This is a genomic window from Streptomyces roseirectus (assembly GCF_014489635.1).
Classification (GTDB): domain Bacteria; phylum Actinomycetota; class Actinomycetes; order Streptomycetales; family Streptomycetaceae; genus Streptomyces; species Streptomyces roseirectus.
The window spans coordinates 8815552-8835807 of sequence record NZ_CP060828.1 but is presented as its reverse complement, the minus strand read 5'-3'; the positions used below and the strand labels follow the sequence as shown (position 1 = coordinate 8835807).

Here is a 20256-nt window from a genome sequence, read left to right as displayed (position 1 = left end):
TTGAACACCGCGCGGACGGCTCTTTCGAGCAGCACGGGGGAATCATGAATCCATTGGCGGGGCGTGAGCACATCCTGTCCGCGCTGGGCGCCCGTCTGGACGCCACCGCGCGCGGGTCCGGGGGCTGCGTCGTCTTCGAGGGCCCGTTCGGCATGGGCAAGACCCAGCTGCTGCGGGAGGCGACCCTGGAGGCGGCCGAGCGGGGTCTGACGGCGGTCGTGGGGCGCACGGGCGGCGCCGACCGGCCGACCCCCCTGCGTCTGCTGACCAACTTCCTGCGGCGGGCCCTGCCCGGCACGGCCGGCCTCGACGAGCTGACGCGCCCGGACGGCAACCCCTTCTGGCTCATGGACCGCGTCGGCGAGCTGGTCGGCGACGCGGCGCGCCGGCACCCGCTGGTGATCGTGCTGGACGACGTCCACCGCATCGACGACGTCAGCGCGCTGGCGCTGCGCGAGCTGGTCCGCTCGCTCGCCTCGTCCCCGGTGCTGTGGCTGCTCGCCCGCCGCCCGGTCCGCCCGACGCCGGTCGCCGGGCACGCCCTCGACTGGCTGGCCGGCCACGCCGCGACCCGGCTGCACGTGGGGGCGCTGGACGACGAGGCGGTGGCCGAGCTGTGCACCGGGGTCCTCGGCGCCAAGCCGGACGCGTCGGTGCTGGCCTGGGCTGCGCGCTGCGACGGCAACCCGTGGCTGGTGAAGACCGTCTTCCTCGGGCTCATGAAGGCCGGACAGGTCGTCGTCCTGGACGGTACGGCCTCGGTGCTGACCGAACAGGTGCCCGCCGGGGTCCGGCCCGCGCTCGACAAGCTGCTGGACGGCATGTCGCCGGGGGTCCGGCAGCTCCTCGGGCACGGGCTCCCGTGCCCTGCCGAGGAGGTGGCGCGGTTGTCCGGCGCTGTCGAGGAGGCGGTGCGGGTGGGGCTGGTGCGCAGGCGGGGCGCGGAACTGACGTTCACGCACGAGGTGATCGGGGAGGCGTTGCGGGGTGCGGCTCCCTCGGACGGTGGGGCCTGCGTGCCGTCTTCTGGGGGCAGGGACGACGCCATGACGGCGCGGGCCGTCTCGGCGCTGGTGGGGCACTGCGAGGACGCGCCGGGAGTGCTGGCGTGTGTGCTGCGGCTGCTCGTGTCGGTGGGGCGGGACGCCGAAGTCGCGCGGCTCGTGCCGGAGTTGGAGCGGGGGCTGCGGGAGGCTCTGCCCGCCGAGTTGGTGGCTCCGGTGTCGGCCCGGGGGGGCGCGGGCACGGTGCCGGCAGTTCCTCGGCGTGGGCAGCAGGGCTCCGGCACGCCTGAACGCCCGTTGTGGACGTGGCTGGTCCGGGCCCTGGTCGCGGTCGACCGGTTCGACGCGGCGGCGGCCGTCCTCACCGCCGTCGAGGAGGCGGCGGACGGGCCCGACGCGCTGTGGCACGGGCATCGGGCCGAACTGCTCGCGGCGGCGGGCCGGCTCGACGAGGCCCGTGCCGAGGCGGAGAGCGCGCTGCGTCTGCCGGAGCGGTCGGCGTCCGAGGACGCGGTGCCCGCGCGCCTGGTGCTCGCCCACGTCAGTACGCAAGGCGATGATCTCGCCACCGCCGGCGACCAGTTGCGCCTGGCCGAACGGCTGGTGCCCGAGGGGCCGGCGGCCGACCGGACCCGGCTGGACTGGGCGCTCGCGCAGTTCCACGCGGTCGGCGGACGTCCGGCGACGACGGTCCGCACGGTGCTCGGCGCCGAGGCCCGGACCTCACCCGATCTGCTGCTCTTCTGCGAGGCTCCGACGGCGGCGGCGACGCTGGTCCGCCAGGCCAGGCAGGCGGGACTCGGCGCGGAGGCCGGGCAGGCGGCCGCCCTGGCCCGGCGGGCCGCCGAACTCAACCCGGGTGTGCGGTCGTTGCGGGCCGGTGCCGAGCACGCGGAGGGTGTCCTGCGCGACGACGCGGACGCCCTGCGCCGTGCGGCGGACCTTCACCGGCTCGCGGGGCGTGGTCCTGCGGCGGGCAACGCGCTGGAGGACGCGGCGCGGGTGGAGCAGGGCAGGGGGGATGCGGGCCGGGCGGTCCAGCTCCTCGAATCCGCCCTTGACCTCTATCTGGAGTGCGGGGCCACGCGCGACACGGCACGCGTGCAGCGCAAGCTGCGCCGGCTCGGTGTGCACCCGGTGCGCCGGCTCGCCGCCGACCGGCCCAGGTCGGGCTGGGAGAGCCTGACGGGCGCGGAGCTGCGCGTGGTGCGGGCGATCGTCGACGGCCGGACCAACCGTGAGGCGGCGAGCGTCCTGTTCCTGTCGCCCCACACCGTCGACAGCCATCTGAGGCGGGTGTTCTCGAAGCTCGACATCAACAGCCGGGTCGAGCTGACCCGGCACTTCTTCGCGAACGAGGCGCCTCAGGTGTCGCTTTCCTCGTCGTCCAGCGTGTAGAGGGCGGCGCCGCTCGAATAGGTCGCCGCCTGGCGTGCCAGTTCGACGCGGGTGTTGATGCCCAGTTTCCGGTAGACCTTCCGCAGGTGGTAATTCACCGTGTGCGCCGACAGGTGCACACGCCTTGCGATCTGGCGGTTCGTCAGTCCGACGCTCACCAGATAGGAAATTCTCCGCTCCATTTCGGAAAGGCGTGCCCAGCAGGTGAAATTCCCCAGGGAGACGGCGTCCGCGGACTGGGGTGAAACGGCCCGTCGCCACCGTGCCGGGGCCTGGGCCGCGTACAGCTTGGCGAGTTCTTCCGTCGCCAGGGCCACGGAGACGGGGGCCGGGGACTCCGCGATGATGTGCGCCAGGGCGGCGGGGTCGCTGTCGGCCAGCGCGTTGGCGTGCAGGGCGGTGAGGGCCACGATCGAGATGCCGGGGTTGTCGCTGACGAGTCCGTCCACGGTGTCGAGGACGCTGCGCTTGAGGCTGCTGTCGCCGACGTCGCGTGCCAGGCGGACCAGGAAGGCGGCGGAGCTGGGGTCCTCGATGTAGAGGGAGCGCCAGGTGGGGAGGTGGCCGTACTTGTACGACAGCAGTTCGGCGGCTGCCCGGGGGCCGTCCTTCTTCGCCGTGACGAGGATGTCCGTCCAGGCGTACTGCGCGGACCTGAGGACCGCCTGGCCGTTCGCCAGGTCGGCGTGCATCCGCCGCACGTGCTCGATCGCCGCGGGCAGGTCCCCCAGGTACAGGGAGATGGTGCCGAGCACGGAGGACGCGAGGGGGCGGAGCATGGGGACGGCTTCCCGCTCCCGTGCGACGGTCGCCGCCTCGGCCTGCCGGCGGGCGTCGCCCAGGCGTCCGGACTGGAGGAAGATCCGGGCCCGCATCGCCGCGGGCGCCGCCGTCCAGACGGGGGTGAGCAGTCCGCGCAGGCCGGCGTCCGCGTCGTCGATCAGTGATTCCGCCGTGCCGAATTCGCGGAGGTTCGCGAGTTTTCCCGCCAGCGCGAGCTGGGCGTGCAGGCGCCATACGGGGGCGGCGTCGGCGCCGTACTGGACGGCGGTGCGGCCGAGGTTGAGTCCTTCGGCGAGGTCTCCGGCCCGCCAGCTCTCGTTGGAGAGGGTGGTCAGGGCCATCAGCGCGGCGATGTCGCCCGGCCGGGTGCCGCGCTCGCGCAGGATCCGTTCGGAGAGTTCGACGGCTTTTTCCTGGCCGAGGAGGAAAGAGCCGAGGATCACCGACGCCTCCGCGTCCCGGCGCACCGTCGGTGAAATTCCCGGGCTGGCGAGCACGCTTTCCGCGACGTGTACGCCGGCCGCCGCCTTCCCGTTCATGATCAGGCCGTGCGCCCGGGAACATCCGCAGTCCTCACCCTCCTCGACCGCGTAGCACATGTCCGCCGGGTGTTCGGCCGTCCAGAGGTGTTCCTCGTTTTCCTGGGGGCGTTTTCCGGGGAGTTCGGTCGCCTCGCGCTGTAACGCACCGCGTGCGGAAGCGGGGATGGAATCGAGGACGCCCAGGAAAAGGAAATCGCTCCGGAACGCGAGTTCGTGTTCGACCTCGACGAGGATTCCGGAGACCAGTGCCTCGTCCAAGGTCGCGAGCAGGCTCGCCGAGGGGCGGTCCAGCATGCTCGACACGTCCTCCAGCACGAAGGTCCTGCCGAGCACCGCCGCGACCTTGAGGAACTGCTGACAGGCCGCGCTCAGCCCGCCCAACTCGCGCCCAGCCGCCGTCCGTACGCGGAGCGGAACCCGCCGTTCGGTGAGCCGCACCACGCCGTCGCGTTCCTCGACGAGCCCTTCCTCGGCGAGGCCGAGCGCCAACTCGGTGAGCAGGTGCGGATCTCCGCCGGTGCCCGCCGCGAAGTCCACGATCTCGGGGCCGACATCGGCCCCGAGGACATCCACCAGCACTTTCCTCCGGACGTCCTCGTGCGACGGCCGCGCCCTGGTCGGGGCGCCGGCCGGCACGTCCGGATTTCCGGTCTGATTTCTCGGCTTCGCTGGCATTGTCCCCCGAGCACCCTTCGCATATAGCACGAAGTACAGCGTGCCGACTATACCACGATACGCCGTCCCAGCCAGCCGTTCTTTTGCTTCCTCCCGGAATAGGAGGCGGAATAGGAGGTGCCGCTTTCTCCGGCGCCTCCATTGCTTTTCTTCCCGTGCTGGTCAGGCTTTGTATTGGGGTCGAATTGATATTGATGATGTCCGGGCGGTGATCAGCGCAGGCCGGCGAAGAGGTCGTTCTCGGGTACGGGCGCGCCGGTGGAGTCCTGGACGCGGAAGAAGGTCTCGACGCCCATCAGCGAGGTGAACCTCTCCTGGCCCATCTTGAGGAAGAAGATGTTCTCTCCCTGGCTGGCGTGCGCGCCGAGCGCGTCGAACTTCTGGCCGCCGAAGGCGGTGGTGTCCACCCAGGTGGTGATCTCCTCGTCGGGAAGGCCGATCTCGGCCAGCGCTGCGGCCTCGGCGGGGTCCGGCTCCGGCATGTCCTCGCCGAACTCGCGCATGGCCTCCCCGAACTTCCGCATCATCGAGCGGGGCGCCGTCGTCCAGTACACCTTCGGCACCGGCGGGCTCATCTCCAGTGCCGCCATCGTGATGCGGTGGGCCTGGATGTGGTCGGGGTGGCCGTAGAAACCGTTCTCGTCATAGGTGACGACCACGTCGGGGCGGTAGCGCCGGAAGAGTTCCGCGAGCCGGGCGGCGCCCTCCTCGACGGGGGTCCGCCAGAAGGAGTCGGGGGCGTCGTTGGTCGGCCAGCCCATCATTCCGGAGTCGGCGTAGTCCAGCGTCTCCAGGTGGCTGATCTTCAGGATGTCGCAGCTCGCCCGGAGTTCCTGACGTCTCATCAGGGCGACGGCCGCGGGGTCGTGCCCGGGATCGCCGGGCTTGACGCCCCCCGGTCCGTCACCGCAGCCGCCGTCGGTACAGGTCACCAGCACCGTGCGCATGCCCTCAGCCGCGTACCGCGCGAGGACACCGCCCGTGCCGGTCGCCTCGTCGTCGGGGTGCGCGTGCACGGCCATGAGCGTCAACGGCCTGTTGTCCATGTGGCTGTCCTCCTGTGGTGGGGGCGCGCCCGTATCGGGTGACGGCGCGCACCGTTCGGCTGATGCAACAGCACCGGCCGCGCCGGTTGTTCCGGATCACACCAGGAGGACGGTCGTGAGCCGGCCGGTCCCGAAACCGGCGGGGCTCACAGGTACGGCAGGACGAAGTCGTACCCGGCCATGGTGTGGGCGGCGCCGGCCGGGCAGCGGCCGTTGGTCGGGTAGCCGTAGTAGTAGAGGCCGTAGCACTGGGGGCAGAAGCGCCAGTTGCGCTGGGTGTTGGCTGTCTGCGGGATGTCGTGGGGGAGGACGAAGTCGTATCCGGCCGCCGCGTGGGCGGCGCCGGCGGGGCAGCGGCCGTTGTCCGGGTAGCCCCAGAAGAACATGCCGTAACACTTCGTGCAGAAGCGCCAGTTGTGCTGGGCCGTCGGTGTTTCGGGGATGCTGTGCGGGAGGTTGAAGTTGTAGCCCGCCGAGTCGTGGCCGCCGCCGGCCGGGCAGACGCCGTCGGTGGGGTAGCCGCGGAAGAACATGCCGTAGCACTTCACGCAGAACCGCCAGTCCGCCTGGTTCGCGCGGACCGCCGCGCTCGCGGGGCTCGCCGTGGTGCTCGCCGCCAGGGCGACGCCTGTCAGTCCGGCCGCCGCCGCTCCCAGGGTGCGGGTCAGGACCGTTCTGCGGGCGGGCCCTCCCCTGCTGCCGCTCTCTCCGTCGCCCCTCGCCTTGAACCCCATGTGCCCACCTCTCCACCGGTGAAGCCCCGGCGACGCCCGATCGGGCATGCGCCGCCCCCCAGTGTCGAGTTGGGGCAAAAAGGGGTCAAGGGGTGCCGGGTGCGCGGCTTCTCGCTCGCATCAGGGGCACACGCCGCCGCTTCTGGCGTCCCAGCTCGGGCCCGTGTCCCCGGTGGTGGACGGTTCGGCCCGTGACCGCCGCGGGTACGCTCAAGTGCCCTGCGCCGGCCATCGGTTGACGTGCCGAAGGCGCGCAGTGGTGCGTACGTGGGCCCGAGGACGTCCGGACGGCCCGCGTGAGACAGCGACCTGGTCTGGGAGAGAACGCGTGACCGACACCAGCGACACCCGATCCGCCGACAGTGACGCGCAGGCCCAGCAGCCGAGTCTGCCGCACCGGCTGATGCGTTACCTCCCTCTGATCGCCCCGGTCCTGCTGTGGGCTGTGCCCTGCTGGGTGCTCCTGTACGCCGGCCAGCACTGGCCGCTGCCGGTCACCCTGGCCGGCACCGCGCTGTTCGTCCTCGGTCTGGCCGGGATGCCGCTCGCGATGGCGCGGGGCCACGGCCGGCGCCAGCAGGACGGGGCGGCGATCGTCGGTGACACCCTGCTGGGCGCGAGCTGGGTGCTGTTCACCTGGTCCGTGCTGTTCGGCGTCGTCCTGCGGCTCGTGCTGGCCGTGGCCGGCGTCGGCGGGGGCCAGGACCGGGCCCGCATCGTCACGTGGGCCGTCCTCGGCACGACCACCGTCCTCCTCGCCTGGGGGTACGCCGAAGCCCGCCGCGTGCCACGCGTGCGCCGGCTCGATGTGGAACTCCCCCGGCTGGGGGCCGGGTTGGACGGTCTGCGCGTCGCCTTGATCACCGACACCCACTACGGGCCGCTCGACCGCGCCCGCTGGTCGGCGCGGGTGTGCGAGACGGTGAACACCCTGGACGCCGACCTGGTCTGTCACACCGGCGACATCGCGGACGGCACGGCCGAACGGCGCCGCGCGCAGGCCGCCCCGCTCGGGACCGTGCGGGCCGCCCACGCCCGGGTGTACGTCACCGGCAACCACGAGTACTACAGCCAGGCCCAGGGCTGGGTCGACCTGATGGACGAGCTGGGCTGGGAGCCGCTGCGCAACCGGCATCTGCTGCTCGAACGCGGCGGCGACACCCTCGTGGTCGCCGGCGTGGACGACGTCACCGCCGAGTCCTCCGGCCTGGCGGGCCACCGAGCCCACCTCACCGGAGCCCTGTCCGGCGCCGACCCCGACCTGCCCGTCCTGCTCCTCGCGCACCAGCCCAAGTTCGTCGACCGGGCGGCGGCCGCCGGCATCGACCTCCAGCTCTCCGGCCACACCCACGGCGGCCAGATCTGGCCCTTCCACCACCTGGTCCGCCTCGACCAGCCCGCCCTCGCCGGCCTCACCCACCACGGCCCCCGCACCCTCCTCTACACCAGCCGCGGCACCGGCTTCTGGGGCCCGCCCTTCCGCGTCTTCGCCCCCAGCGAGATCACCCTCCTCGTCCTGCGCTCCCCGCACCTGCCGGCAGCGCCGTAACCCCGGCGGGTGAGGCGGGATCGTTTCCTCTGCGGCCGTTCGGGTGACGGCCGCCCTGTGGGCGTGTCCCGGACGGACACACTGGCCGTCCGCAAGACGTCCTGTGAGGGAGCGAGTTCATGAAGAACCGACGGAAGGTGTCGGCCGTGGCCGCCGCCGTGGCCCTGTGCGCCATGTTCACGACGCCCGCTCAGGCGGCGCGCGGGTCCTTCGCCTACCGGCTGGAGGCATCGGGGCAGGGATGGCACCTGACCGATCCCGAGGACGGCCGCTGCTACCCCACGCAGGCCCCGGCCCACCAGCCGTCCAACCACACCGACCGCCTCGCCGTCCTGTACCGGGGTACGGACTGCCAGGACGGCGCGGTCGTCACCTTCCTGGAGCCGGGACAGACCGCCCCCGACCGCTTCGGGTCGGTGAAGTTCCTGGTCAGGTGAGACACCGGGCGACCACGACAGACCCTAGGGCGCTCCCGCGAGTTCGAGGGCGTCGAGTTGGCGCTGGACGCGTTCGGCGTGGGTGGGGCGGTGTTGGTCGCGGTACAGGGTGGCGGCCTCCTGCCACGTGGCGCGGGCCTGGTCGGGGCGGCCGAGGGCGTGGTAGGCGTGGCCGAGGCGGTCGAGGGTGTCGGCGGCCCAGTAGTCGCCGCCGAGGGCGCGGTAGCGGGCGGCGGCGAGGCGGTAGTGGTCCACCGCTTCGAGGTGGTGGCCGGTGTGGTGGGCGATGTAGCCGAGGCTGTCGAGGGTGTCGGCCTCCAGGGAGCCGTGGCGGATGTGCCGGGAGAGTTCCAGAGCCGCCTCGCAGTGTTCGCGGGCCTGGTCGTAGCGGCCGAGGCGGGCGTTGTACCAGCCGACCGAGTTGAGCGCGGTGGCCTTCGTCACCGGCTGGTCGACGTGCCGGTGCAGTTCCAGGGCGCGGGTGGCGTGGTCCAGCGCCCGGGAAAGGTGGTCCCGCTGCCCGTACGCCTGCGCGAGGGAGATGTGGATGCGGGCCTGGGTGGCGTGGTCGTCGGCCTGTTCGGCGAGGTTCAGCGCGTGCGTCAGGTGCTCGGTGGCCTCGTCGTGCGCTCCGACGTGGGCGGCGGCGTGCCCGAGCTGCCGGTGGACCATGACGTGGACGTCGAGCGGGTCGTCGGGGTCGAGTGCCGCGAGGGCGGCCGTGCACATCGTCATGCGGTCGCGGACGTGTCCGAGGAGGCTGTGGAAGTGGTCCAGGCTCCAGACGAACTGCCACACGAGGCGCCGCCAGCCCCGGTCGGCCGCCAGGCGCTGGGCGGCGAGGAGGTTGGGCAGTTCGCCGGCGAGCCACCGCACGGCCTCGTCCTGGGTGGTCAGCCGCTGGGGGCGGCAGCCGGGTACGGGGTCGCCGAGGCCGTGCGGTGTCTCGTGGACCTGCATCAGCGGGCGGGTCGCGCACGTGGTGTGCAGGTAGAACTCGGTCAGCCGGCGCAGCGCCGCGTCCCGGTCGCCGGGCGGGAGGTCATGGCGGCCCCGGTCGGCGGCGTACAGGCGCACCAGGTCGTGCATGCGCCAGCGTTCGGGGGCGTACTGCTCGACGAGGTGCAGGTTCTCCAGTCCGCGCAGGGCCGTGCGGGCGGCCGGTCCGGGCAGGTCGGCGAGGGAGGCGAGCGCGGGCAGGCCGATCTCGGGGCCGGGTACCAGTCCCAGCAGCGCGAACAGCCGCGCCTGGACGGGCGCGAGGGCCCGGTACGACCAGGACAGCACCTGCGGCAGGCTCGCCGTGGGCATGTCGTCGTCGAGCGCGTCCAGTCTGGTCGTGGACTCCCTCAGCTCTGCGGCGAGTTGGGCCAGGGGCAGCCTCGGTGCGCAGGCCGCGCGGCCGACGATGATGCCCAGCGCGAGGGGGTATCCGTCGCACAGGGCGAGGAGTTCGTCGACGGCGTCCGGTTCGGCGGCGGTCCGTGCGGCGCCGAGCCGGGTGTCCAGGACGCGGCGCGCGTCGTCCGGGTTGAGCGCGTCGAGCCCGAGGGGGCGAGCGCCGTGGCGGACGGCCAGTTCGGTCAGTTTGCGGCGGCTGGTGACCAGGACCACGCAGTCGGGGTTGCCGGGCAGCAGGGGGACGACCTGGTCGGGGCTGCCCGCGTTGTCGAGGACCACCAGCATCCGTCTGCCGGCCAGCAGGCTCCGGTACAGGGCGGTCTGGCCGTGCAGCGTGGACGGCACGGCGCCCGGGGCGACGCCCAGCGCTTCCAGGAAGCCGCGCAGGGCCGTCGCCGGTTGCATGGGCGGTGTCGACGGGTTGAAGCCCAGCAGGTCGACGAAGAGCTGTCCGTCGGGGAAGTGCTCGGCGCGGCGGTGCGCCCAGTGCAGCGCCAGCCAGGTCTTGCCGATGCCGCCCGCGCCGGCGATCGCCGAGATGACAACCGCGGCGGGCCGCTCGGCGCCGGCGGCCAGGACGTCGTCCAGCCGGGCCAGTTCCTCCGCCCGGCCGGTGAACCCCCTTGCTTCCAAGGGTAGTTGTGCCGGGACAGGCTGGGTCCGCGCGGGCTGGGCGGGTTCGCCGCGCAGGATCGCCTCGTGCACCTGCCGCACCTCGGCGCCCGGGTCCGCGCCCAGTTCCTCGGCCAGCCGCTCGCGCAGTTCGGCGTGGACGGCCAGCGCCTCGGGGCTGCGCCCGGCGGCGTGCAGGGCCCTCATGAGGGCCACGGCGAACGGTTCGACGAGCGGGTGTTCCGCGAGCAGGCCGGTCATCGCGCCGATCACCTCCGTGTGCCGGCCCAGGGCGAGTTCGGCGTCGGTGCGCTCCACCACCGCCTCGATGCGGTGCCGCTGCCAGCTGTACCGGGTGCGCTGTGCCCACGCGCCGGGCAGTCCCGCCAGCGGTTCGCCGCGCCACAGCGCAAGGGCCTCGCGCAGCGTCCGGATCCGCTCGGCGGGCGGGCAGTCGGCGCGGCGGGCCTGTTCGACCAGGTGCCGGAAGCGGTGCACGTCGACGTGGTCGAGCGGGACGTCGAGGAGGTAGCCGCCGGTTCCGCGCCGCAGGTGCGGTCGCGCGGGAGCGTCCTCGGCGGTGCTCGCCAGCAGCCGGCGGATCCGGGCGACGTAGGCGTACAGCGAGGGGCGCACCTGGGCGGGCGGGTCCTCGCCCCAGACCCGGTCGATCAGGGTCTCCACCGTCACCCAGCGGCCGGCGTCCACGAGGAGCGCCGCGAGGACCGTGCGCTGTTTGGCCGGACCCAGGTCCACGGCCGTGCCGTCCGCGCTCCGTGACTCGACCGTCCCCAGCAGCAGGAAGTCCGCCATGTTCACCCCGAGTCGGTGCTGACCGGTAGAGCAAGGTTCTTACAAGGTTCCCTCCCACCTTCGTGTCACACCGTGGGGCGTGCGGTCCGACGGGCGTTGGGCCGCACACGTCAACCAGACCTCGGCTGTGAGGAGAAGGCTCATGAGGAAACTGTCCATCGCACGCGCGGCGACGGCGTTCGGTTCGGTGGCGGCGATCACCCTGGGCGGGGTCCTGGCCGGCGGTTCGCCCGCGTCGGCCGTCCCCAACTGTCCGTCCGGCCACCACTGCGCGTTCAAGAACGTCCAGGGCGGCAGCCAGCGCCACGACTACTTCAACAGCGACCCCAGCTTCACGAACGACCTCTACAGCGGCGGCGGTGGCGTGGTCAACGACAGCGTCAGCGCGGCAAGCAACTCCTCGACCGGCGGTTACGAGAGCCACTACTACCGGGACGTCAACTACGTGGGCTTCCTGTTCTGTGTGAACCCCAACCGGCAGACCGACCAGTACCTGCCCGCCGCCAGCAACGACAAGGCGAGTTCGCTGCTCCTGCGGGGGACGACGAACATCACGTGCTTCAACGTGCGCGGATGACCGTCGACGGACGCAAGGACCTCGGCGGCCGTCGGTCGCCGAGGCTCCCCTTGGCCATGCTGCTGTTGCCGGTGGCCGTCGCGTTGAGCACGTCGTGCTCGGGCGCCCCCGCCGCCGGCCCCTCCCCCGCGCCGGACACCGTCCCGGCCCACTGGCTCCCGCCGATCTACGCCGCCGTCTACGACACGGCGGAGGTGGGCCGCCGGATCACCACGGCGCAGGGCAAGCTGATCGCGCGCTGCATGCGGAAGGCGGGCTTCGCCTACCCGGACCTGGACCCCGCCGAGATCGGCGCCCCCGACCGCCCCAAGCCGTTCGGGCTGGAATCCCTCGAACAGCCCCTGGTGACGCGGGAGAGCCCCGTCGCCGAGAAGCCGGGGCCCGTCGACGAGCGCTACATGCGGGCGCTCTACGGCGACGAGGACGGCTGCCGGACGCAGGCCGAGGTGCGGCTGCTCGGCGAGCGGAAGAACCTCAAGAGCTGGTCGGACACCCGCGTCGGGCTCTACAGGGCGGAGGTGCGGGCGAAGGACCTCCTCCAGCGTGACCCGGACTTCGTGTCGCTGAACGCCCGTTGGGCCGCCTGCATGAAGCGGGCGGGGTTCGCGTTCCGTGACCCGTCGCAGGTGCTGGACGCGCTCCCTCCCAAAGCGACGTTCAGCGCCGAGCCGTCCGCACGCGCCGACGTGGCCTGCAAGTCCCGGACCGGCTACCTGCGGTCGGCGTACACCGGTCTCGCCGCGGCCCAGCGGCACGCGCTCACCACGAGCCCGGACCTCCTGCCCACCTGGGAGCTGCTGCTGCGGCGACAGTCCGATACCGCCCGGCAGATCCTGGCGCAGCCGGCTGCCTGACCCCTCTCACGCAAGCCCGAGGACCCCACCAGGAGAGCCCGGCCCGCGTCGCGCGGCCGGGCTCACGTGCGCGTTGGTGCCGGGGGCGTTGTACTCAGGGACTTGGTCAGCTGCTCGACTGCCGTCCTGTACCAGCCGTACGAGGCCCTCGCCTTCTGTTCAGCCTTGTCCTTCTGCCCGCGGGTGAGTTGCCTGTACTGGTCGCCGCGCCAGTCGCTTTTGAGCTCGTTCGGCCAGACAGCGCGGAAGCGCCCCCACGCGTCGGAGGCGTCATGAACCTCCATGTGATGAAGCTCCTCGTCCAGCGGGAGCTGGCCCCGCCCCTGGATGTTGTCGTTGCCGACCCTCTGAACGAGCATCACGTCCTGCACCTGCTGGTAGACGCAGTAGGCTTTTGCCTCCTCATCGATGGCATAAAACCATGCATCCCTCATGCACCCCATCTGCTGGCGCACTGCGAGGTCCCTGAGGTCGATCCCGGTCTCCTCGAAGAATTCGGTTCGCCCGCCGGTGATCTCATCGGCTGCCTCGACTTTTCCGCCGGGGATGACAAGCTGCCCCGCCCCGTTCAGGACCATGCTTCTAGGCTTCACGTCGCCTCCGAAGCGGGATCCGTGCACGTTCTTGTAGGCGACCAAGACCCGGAACCGCCTGGGGTTGCCGGGAAGGATGTCATAGACCAGGTGGTAGGCGATCACGTCTTCCACGGTAGGACGACACCCCCTTGCCCGACCACAGGGCCGATCCAGCCAGCCACGGGGGAGCGCGAGGGAGCGTTCGGTGGCAGAGGGCGCGTTTTCAGGTGCGCGTTCGCGCCGCGGATCACATAGTGATCGTTATTTTTCGGAGTCGCCTCGCAAGCGCTTACCCGAGTGAGTGAAAGGCACCCCCACGGGTCGGCCGACGTGCGCTACGAATGTATTCGTCAATGCCACCTTCGTCATGGCGGGTCCATGGGAACGATTCTCGAAAATGAACGTGCGGGGCATTACAGGGAAACTCCTGAGTATGGTCTCGGAGTGTTGCCGGAGAGGAATCTGGGCACCTACGGCACCACTTTCTTCGAGCCGAAGCTGAAACGTATTTCCGAGGCGGCGGCGGAATACAACCTCGTGAACCGGGCGGAATATCCGGGCCTGGTGGCCATCGAGCAGGACTGCCTCGCGGCTCTGGGAAACCTGTGGCACGCCGACGGCCGGCCCCCGTTCGGCTGCTCGACCTCCGGTTCCACCGAGGCGGCGCTGCTGGCCGGGCTCGCGCTGCTGCGCCGCCGGCAGAGACGGGGCGCACCTCGTACCGGGTCCCGCCCGAACCTGGTGGTGGGCGCGGGGGCGCACGTGTGCTGGTACCGGTTCTGCGCGTACTGGGGAGTGGAGGCCCGGACGGCGCCCCGTGACGCGGGCCTGACCTCCGAGCCGGCCGCTTTCGCGGACGCCTGTGACGAGGACACCGTCGGTGTGATCACCACGCTGGGTGCCCCGGAGCACGGGCGCTACGACCCGGTGGAGGGCGTCGTCGCCGCGCTGGACGAGCTGGAGTCGCGGCGCGGTCTCGACGTCCCCGTCCATGTGGACGCGGCGTCGGGCGGGTTCGTCGCCCCCTTCCTCCAGCCGGACCTGCGCTGGGACTTCCGGCTGCCCCGGGTCAGGTCCGTGAACGCGTCGGGGCACAAGTACGGGGGGACGTCTCTGTCGGTGGGCTGGCTGCTGTGGCGGGACGCCGGGGACTGCCCGGACGACCTGTTTCTCGGCGTGGACTACATCGGGGACGGCGAGCCGGCGATCGGGCTCAGTTTCTCGCGGGCCGCCGCCCCCGTCGTCCAGCAGCACTACCTCCTGACCTCGCCGGACGCCCCCGGATACGGCACGGCGCTGGAGGGGTGCCGGGCGCTCGCACGCGACCTCACCGCGGTCTTGTCCGGGGTGCCGGGGCTGCGGCTCGCCAACCCCGGTCTCGATCTGCCGGTGGTGTCCTTCACCGACGCGAGCCCCGGGTGCGACCGGGTGCGCCCTCTCGCCGCCGCGCTGCGGGCGCGGGGCTGGTACGTGCCGGTCTACGCCCTGCACGGCGGCCCCGCCGGCGGTCTGGCCGGGCGGATCGTCGTCCGCACGGGCATGAGCGGCGCTCTCTCCGACCGGCTGCGCGAGGACGTCCTCGCCGCGGTCCGTCTCACCTCGAGGAGGCATGGATGACTGTCGTACTGGAGCTGGGTTCGTACGTGCTGCCCGGGTATGCGGGCATGATCCTGGCCGAGCAGGGCTGCCGGGTCCGCAAGTGGACCGATCCGCAGCGTCGGCCGGACCCCATCCAGCAGTTGCACCGCGGCGACGAGCTGTGGAAGTGGATCAACCAGGGCAAGCGGGTCGAGGCCCGGCACGCGCGTGAGGTCACGCTGCTGGAGCCCGGGGACGTCGACCTCGTCATCGACAACATCCGGGCGGCGGCCTGGCGGCGCTGGGACGTCGACCCGGCCGCCGAGGCGCTGCGGCTGGGTGTCCCGTGGGTGTCGATGCGGGACGAGTTCGACGGGCGGTCCTTCGACGCGATCGCCCAGGCGCGGGCCTTGATGGAGCACGTGCCGTACATCCCCATCTACTTGGGTGACACCTCCGGAGGGCTGTGGCTGGCGTTCAAGGCGCTCGCACTGCGCACCCAGGGCACCACCGGCCACCACGTGCTGCGGCAGTCGAGCTGCCTGGCCAAGCTCGTGGAGGGCGAACTCGTCGTCCCGGCGCAGCGGGGCACCGCGCCGCCCTGGGACCAGCCCGGGACCTACGGCGCGAACGGCGACGGCGTCCTGGTCCGCTTCCGGGGCGAGGACGTCGCCGAGCCGGTGCGCGACCACGCCTGGAAGTGGCGCCACCTCAGACACGACGGCACCGGCCGCATCGTCGTCTGACACCCCCAGCAGTGAGGAAACACCAGGTGAAGCAGTACACGAACGTCATCGGCGGGCGCCCCGCCGCACCCTCCACCGGCTCCTACGCACCCTTGCTCGACCCGTGCACCGGCCAGGCGTTCGCCGAGGCCGCCCTGTCCGGGCCCGACGACGTCGACCTCGCCTGCCGGGACGCGGCGGCCGCCTTCGAACGCTGGCGCGGTGTCAGCCCGGCCGACCGGCAGCGGCTGCTCCTGCGGCTCGCCGGCGCCCTGGAGTCACGCGGCGCCGACTTCACCGAGGCCGAGTCCGCGAACACCGGGAAGCCGCTCGCCGCGACCGCCCGCGAGGAGATCGCGGTCGCCGTGGACGTCCTGCGGTTCTTCGCCGGGGCCGCCCGGTACGCCACGGCGCCGGCCGCCGCCGAATACCTCGCCGGGCACACCTCCTACCTGCGGCGCGAGCCGGTGGGCGTCTGCGCGACGATGGTGCCGTTCAACTACCCGTTGCTGATGGCGGTGTGGAAGGCCGCTCCCGCGCTGGCCGCCGGCAACACCGTCGTCCTCAAGCCCTCCCACACCACCCCGGTCACCGCGCTCATGCTCGCGGAACTCGCCGCCGAGGTGCTGCCGCCCGGGGTGCTCAACGTCCTGTGCGGCGACCGGGCCGCCACCGAGACCCTGCTCACCCACGCGATCCCCCGGCAGGTGTCGGCCACCGCCTCCACCGCGTCCGGCGTGGCCATCGCCCGCGCCGCCGTCAGCGACGTCAAACGCCTGCACCTCGGGCTGGGCGGCAAGTCCCCGGTGCTCGTCCTGGCCGACGCGGACCTCGACGCCACCGCCGACGTCGTCGCCCAGGCCGCCTACTTCAACGCCGGCCAGGACTGCACCGCCGCCTCCCGGGTCCTCGTCGCGGACGCCGTGCACGACGACTTCGTCACCGCGCTGCGGGAGCGGGCCGCGGCCATCACCACCGGACCGCCCACCGACCTCGGCGCGCTGTACGGGCCGCTCAACTCCGAGCGCCAGCTCGACAACATCCTCAAGCACCTCGCGGACGCGGAGGTCGTGGCGGGAGGTCAACGGGTCGGTGACGAGGGCTGGTTGCTCGCCCCGACCCTGGTGACGGGGCTGCGGCCGGGCGATCCGCTGTGCACGGAAGAACTCTTCGGACCGGTCGTCACCGTGGAAAAGTTCACCGACCCACGGGAAGCCGTCCGCCGGGCCAACTCCTCCCCCTACGGGCTCGCCGCCAGCGTCCACACCCGTGACCACGCGACGGCGATGCGGCTGGCGGCGGCCCTCGACTACGGCTGTGTCTGGGTCAACACGCACCTGCCGCTGGTGTCGGAGATGCCGCACGGGGGCTTCAAGCACTCCGGCTACGGCCGTGACCTCTCGCTCCTCGCGCTGGACGAGTTCACCCGGACCAAGCACGTCATGCACCGCTACGACTGAGCCGCCCTCAGCCGGCCGGGGACGCCGCCGGCTCGCGTTCCGCGTCGCGGGGTGCGTCGTCCAGGTGCCAGTGCAGGTCCCGGACTCCGGGTTCCAGGGCGAGGCGGGTCACGAGCTGTTCCAGGGCGCGGCCGGGTTCGCCGCTGACGCGGACCGCCGCGCGGACGACCGTCGCGTCGTCGCTGTCCCGGCGCACCCTCAGTCCGACGGGGGCCAGGCCGTCGCCGGTGAGGGCCTGGGAGAGGAGGGCCCGCAGGTGGGTCTCGTCGGCGCGGTCGCAGACCAGGTGGACGGTGGCGTGCACGTCCTCGCCGTCGGGGTCGCGCTGCGGGACGCGGTCGATCAGCCGGCCCACGGGGCGCAGCAGCAGGTGGACGGCGAGGACGACGGCCGTGCCGATGAGGCACAGGTCCAGCCGTCCGGACGCGGCGAGCACGCCCACGGCGGCCGAACACCACAGCGTGGCCGCGGTGTTGAGGCCGCGCACCCCGCCGCCCTCCCGCAGGATCACCCCACCGCCCAGGAACCCGATCCCGGAGACGACGTAGGAGGCCACGCGGGTGGGGCTGCCGGTGTCGCCGACGGCCTCGCTGTAGAGGACGAAGAGGGTGGCGCCGGCGGCGACGAGCGCGTTGGTGCGCAGCCCGGCCATGCGGGCGCGCCACTGGCGCTCGACGCCGATCAGCGCGCCGCAGCCGACGCCCGCGGCGAGCCGCAGGACGAAATCGAAGGTGGTCAGGTTCGTCATGGGAACCTCCCGGAGGGAAGCGGGGCACGGCAGGCGCCCCCGTCGCATCGGGAGGTGGCGGCTACCGGGTGCCCGGAGGACAGCGGGACACGGGGACGCGGGGCCGGTGACGGCCCGTACTACTCCGGCTGAGATCCATGCCGCTCACCTCCTTCTCCCTCGCGGGTTCCGCTCATCATACTTGCATATCGACGCAACAAGGCTGCCGGGGGTGAGCGGGCACCGTCCCTCGCCGGAATCAGAGTCGAGGACCGGCCGCCGGAACGGACGCGGGGGTGTCCGGCAAAAGCGCCTGCCGCAGCCGGAGTCGGCGTGCACGCGGCGTCCGCCCGGCGGGTCGATATGTCCCCGGCAAGGGATGCGGGGTGCCGAAGCGGCCGGTCACCCGGGTGTGGGGCCGGCCTTTGCGGCGGACCGTGAGGGTGCCGGTGACCGGTGGGCGCCACCCCGGCCGGGCGGAGAGGGCTCCGGAAGTGGATCACGGCGCGGCGACACCTTGCGCGAACAGCAGTCCGCATGGTAATGGGCCGTCAATCGGTGTACCGGGCAGGCAGGTTCCGGCCGGGTGCGCCGCGTCGGGGTTGACCCGTTCGACGACTGCCCGCGCCGACGACGCGGTGCGACGCTCCCCATGACCGGTCCGCCATGGATTGGGGTCGGCTGTTCCTCCGTCGGTGCGCGGTCCGGACCACCCGTGTCATGCCGGGTGCCCGCCCGGCCCGATGGAGGGAGAAACCGGTGACCGGTTCACCGCGCGGCGCGTCCCAGCCGGCGACGTCGCTCACGAGGGAACTGAACGCCGCCACGGCAGCCTTGCTGCCCCGGGAGGACGCGGAGGGCCGGCTCGCCGAGAGGGGCCAACTGGTGGCGCTGCCCCCCGACTTCACCGTGGAGCGGGACAGCGGCCGGGTGCCGGTGTGGAGCCTGCGGCCGTACGACTTCCTGACCGGGGACGCCCCGGACACGGTCAACCCCAGCCTGTGGCGCAACGCGAAGCTGAACATGGTGACCGGCCTGTTCGAGGTCGTCCCCGACGCGGTGTACCAGGTGCGCGGGATGGACCTGTCGAACATCTCCTTCCTGGAGGACCCCACCGGCGCCTCCCGGGAGATCGTGGTGGTCGACCCGCTGATCAGCGCCGAGTGCGCGACGGCCGCCCTGAAGCTCTACCGCGAGCACCGGGGCCGGGACCGCACGATCCGCGCGGTGATCTTCACCCACTCCCACCTCGACCACTACGGCGGCGTCCTCGGCCTGTTCGACGGCGGCGAACTGCCCGGCGGGGTGGACGTCATCGCGCCGGAGGGGTTCCTGGAGCACTCGGTGAGCGAGAACGTCTACGCGGGCAACGCCATGCAGCGCCGGGCCCTGTTCATGTACGGCACCCTGCTGGAGCGCTCCGCCCAGGGCCAGGTGGACGCCGGACTGGGCAAGACCATGTCCTCGGGCTCCTCGGGCATGCTGCCGCCGACGTTCACCGTCACGCCCCGCGTCGCGCGGCCAGGACACGTCGTCACGTTCGGGCCGGTGAACCTGGAGTTCCAGCTCACCCCGGGCACCGAGGCACCCGCCGAGATGAACTTCTACCTGCCCGACGTCGAGGCGCTGTGCGTCGCCGAGAACGCCACCCCCACCCTGCACAACCTCTACAGCCTGCGCGGCGCGCAGGTCCGGGACGCCAAGGCGTGGTCGCGGTACCTCAACGAGTCCGTCGAGTGGTACGGGAGCCGGACGCGGACGCTGTTCGCCTCGCACTTCTGGCCCCGCTGGAACACCGAGGACACCCCGGACGCGGTCACCTCGTTCCTGACCAGCCAGGCCGACCTCTACCGCTTCCTGCACGACCAGGCGCTGCGGCTGGCCAACCGGGGGCGCACCATGACCGAGATCGCCGAGGACCTGGACAGCCGGATGCCGCCGAGCCTGGCGCGCGAGTGGTTCAACCGCGGCTACTACGGCACCGTCAACCACGACCTCAAGGCCGTCTACCAGCGCTACCTCGGCTGGTACGACGGCAACGCCGCCCATCTGCACCCCCTGCCGCCCGAGGAGGCCGGGCGGCGCTACGTCGAGGCGCTGGGCGGTGTCGCCAAGGTCGTGGAGCTGGCCCGGCAGGCGTACGGCGACGCGAAGAGCGCCGAGGACTACCGGTGGGCGGCGGAACTGCTCAGTCACGCCGTGTTCGCCGACCCCGCGCACGACGCGGCCCGCGCGCTGGAGGCCGACGTCCTCGAACAGCTCGGCTACCAGGCCGAGAGCGGGCCGTGGCGCAACTTCTACCTCGCCGCCGCTCACGAGCTGCGCACCCGGCCCGTCGACGGCGAGCACGATCTGCCCTCGCCGCAGATCATCACCCAGCCCGTGCTGGAGGCCATGCCGCTGGACATGCTCTTCGACTACCTCGGCATCCGCCTCGACGGCCCCGAGGCCGCGCGCCATCCGCTCGCCCTGGGGTTCACCGTCACGGGCGGGCTGCCCGACGATCCCACCCAGTACGTCGTCCAGGTCCGCAACGGCGTCCTGGTGCACACGGCCGCTCTGGTCGACGCCGGGCGCCTCGACGCCGCGTACACCGTCACCCGGTCCGGGCTGAACCGCTTCGCGATCGGCGCGGCCACCCCGCAACAGCTCGTCGACGACGGTGACTTGACCGTCGACAACGGCACGCTGGCTCCCCTCGACACCCTGAACGGGCTGCTGGAGACCTTCGAGTACTGGTTCGGCCTGACCACCCCCTGACCCCCG

General features: G+C 72.3%; 15 protein-coding genes. 9 read left to right on the top strand and 6 right to left on the bottom strand.

The features are described from left to right. Positions 1-44 precede the first annotated feature (44 nt). Positions 45-2402, top strand: coding sequence for a helix-turn-helix transcriptional regulator (locus IAG44_RS38230; protein WP_187751643.1), 2358 nt, complete (start codon positions 45-47; stop codon positions 2400-2402). Here the strand turns inward: IAG44_RS38230 and IAG44_RS38225 are convergent. The 3 genes from IAG44_RS38225 to IAG44_RS38215 all read right to left on the bottom strand — a co-directional run bounded on the left by IAG44_RS38225 (position 2369) and on the right by IAG44_RS38215 (position 6182). Further along, entirely contained in the window at positions 2369-4300 is a 1932-nt protein-coding gene (locus IAG44_RS38225) for a LuxR C-terminal-related transcriptional regulator (RefSeq protein ID WP_246562401.1), read from the bottom strand. The two genes, IAG44_RS38230 and IAG44_RS38225, sit on opposite strands and share 34 nt — an antisense overlap. Before the next feature lie 314 nt (positions 4301-4614). Further along, the gene (locus IAG44_RS38220) at positions 4615-5448 is read right to left on the bottom strand and encodes a PIG-L family deacetylase (RefSeq protein WP_187751641.1); all 834 of its coding nucleotides are present in this window, start codon (positions 5446-5448) and stop codon (positions 4615-4617) included. A gap of 146 nt (positions 5449-5594) precedes the next feature. Further along, positions 5595-6182, bottom strand: a complete 588-nt coding sequence (locus IAG44_RS38215) for a hypothetical protein (protein WP_187751640.1) — start codon at positions 6180-6182, stop codon at positions 5595-5597. 328 nt (positions 6183-6510) lie between these two features. Here IAG44_RS38215 and IAG44_RS38210 point away from each other — a divergent pair, with 328 nt between their 5' ends. Both IAG44_RS38210 and IAG44_RS38205 read left to right on the top strand, forming a co-directional pair. Next, entirely contained in the window at positions 6511-7731 is a 1221-nt protein-coding gene (locus IAG44_RS38210) for a metallophosphoesterase (protein ID WP_187751639.1), read from the top strand. Between the two features lie 119 nt (positions 7732-7850). Next, entirely contained in the window at positions 7851-8168 is a 318-nt protein-coding gene (locus tag IAG44_RS38205) for a hypothetical protein (protein WP_187751638.1), read from the top strand. Positions 8169-8192: 24 nt separating this feature from the next. Here the strand turns inward: IAG44_RS38205 and IAG44_RS38200 are convergent, their stop codons facing one another. After that, positions 8193-10994 carry an AfsR/SARP family transcriptional regulator gene (locus tag IAG44_RS38200; protein ID WP_187753041.1) on the bottom strand — a complete coding sequence of 934 codons (2802 nt, stop codon included), beginning with the start codon at positions 10992-10994 and terminating at the stop codon, positions 8193-8195. Between the two features lie 142 nt (positions 10995-11136). Here IAG44_RS38200 and IAG44_RS38195 point away from each other — a divergent pair, with 142 nt between their 5' ends. Further along, a complete protein-coding gene (locus IAG44_RS38195) occupies positions 11137-11571 on the top strand; it encodes a peptidase inhibitor family I36 protein (protein WP_187751637.1) in 435 nt (144 codons plus the stop codon). Then, positions 11568-12425 (top strand): hypothetical protein, encoded by an 858-nt coding sequence (locus IAG44_RS38190; RefSeq protein WP_187751636.1) that lies wholly within the window; start codon positions 11568-11570, stop codon positions 12423-12425. Before IAG44_RS38195 ends, IAG44_RS38190 begins: the two co-directional genes overlap by 4 nt. A 62-nt stretch (positions 12426-12487) precedes the next feature. Here IAG44_RS38190 and IAG44_RS38185 read toward each other — a convergent pair whose 3' ends face one another. Next, entirely contained in the window at positions 12488-13123 is a 636-nt protein-coding gene (locus tag IAG44_RS38185) for an NUDIX hydrolase (protein ID WP_187751635.1), read from the bottom strand. Positions 13124-13447: 324 nt separating this feature from the next. Here IAG44_RS38185 and IAG44_RS38180 point away from each other — a divergent pair, with 324 nt between their 5' ends. The 3 genes from IAG44_RS38180 to IAG44_RS38170 are packed head-to-tail and all read left to right on the top strand — an operon-like array spanning position 13448 to position 16763. Further along, positions 13448-14617 (top strand): pyridoxal-dependent decarboxylase, encoded by a 1170-nt coding sequence (locus IAG44_RS38180; RefSeq protein WP_187751634.1) that lies wholly within the window; start codon positions 13448-13450, stop codon positions 14615-14617. Then, positions 14614-15324, top strand: coding sequence for a CoA transferase family protein (locus IAG44_RS38175; RefSeq protein ID WP_187751633.1), 711 nt, complete (start codon positions 14614-14616; stop codon positions 15322-15324). The genes IAG44_RS38180 and IAG44_RS38175 overlap by 4 nt, the downstream gene beginning before the upstream one ends. A gap of 26 nt (positions 15325-15350) precedes the next feature. After that, the gene (locus IAG44_RS38170) at positions 15351-16763 is read left to right on the top strand and encodes an aldehyde dehydrogenase family protein (protein ID WP_187751632.1); all 1413 of its coding nucleotides are present in this window, start codon (positions 15351-15353) and stop codon (positions 16761-16763) included. A 7-nt stretch (positions 16764-16770) separates the two neighbouring features. On the opposite strand, the gene IAG44_RS38165 is transcribed toward IAG44_RS38170, so the two are convergent. Next, positions 16771-17511, bottom strand: coding sequence for an MgtC/SapB family protein (locus IAG44_RS38165; protein ID WP_187751631.1), 741 nt, complete (start codon positions 17509-17511; stop codon positions 16771-16773). Positions 17512-18249: 738 nt separating this feature from the next. On the opposite strand from IAG44_RS38165, the gene IAG44_RS38160 reads away from it, so the two are divergent. After that, positions 18250-20250, top strand: coding sequence for an alkyl/aryl-sulfatase (locus IAG44_RS38160; protein WP_246562400.1), 2001 nt, complete (start codon positions 18250-18252; stop codon positions 20248-20250). The last annotated feature ends 6 nt before the right edge of the window (positions 20251-20256 follow it).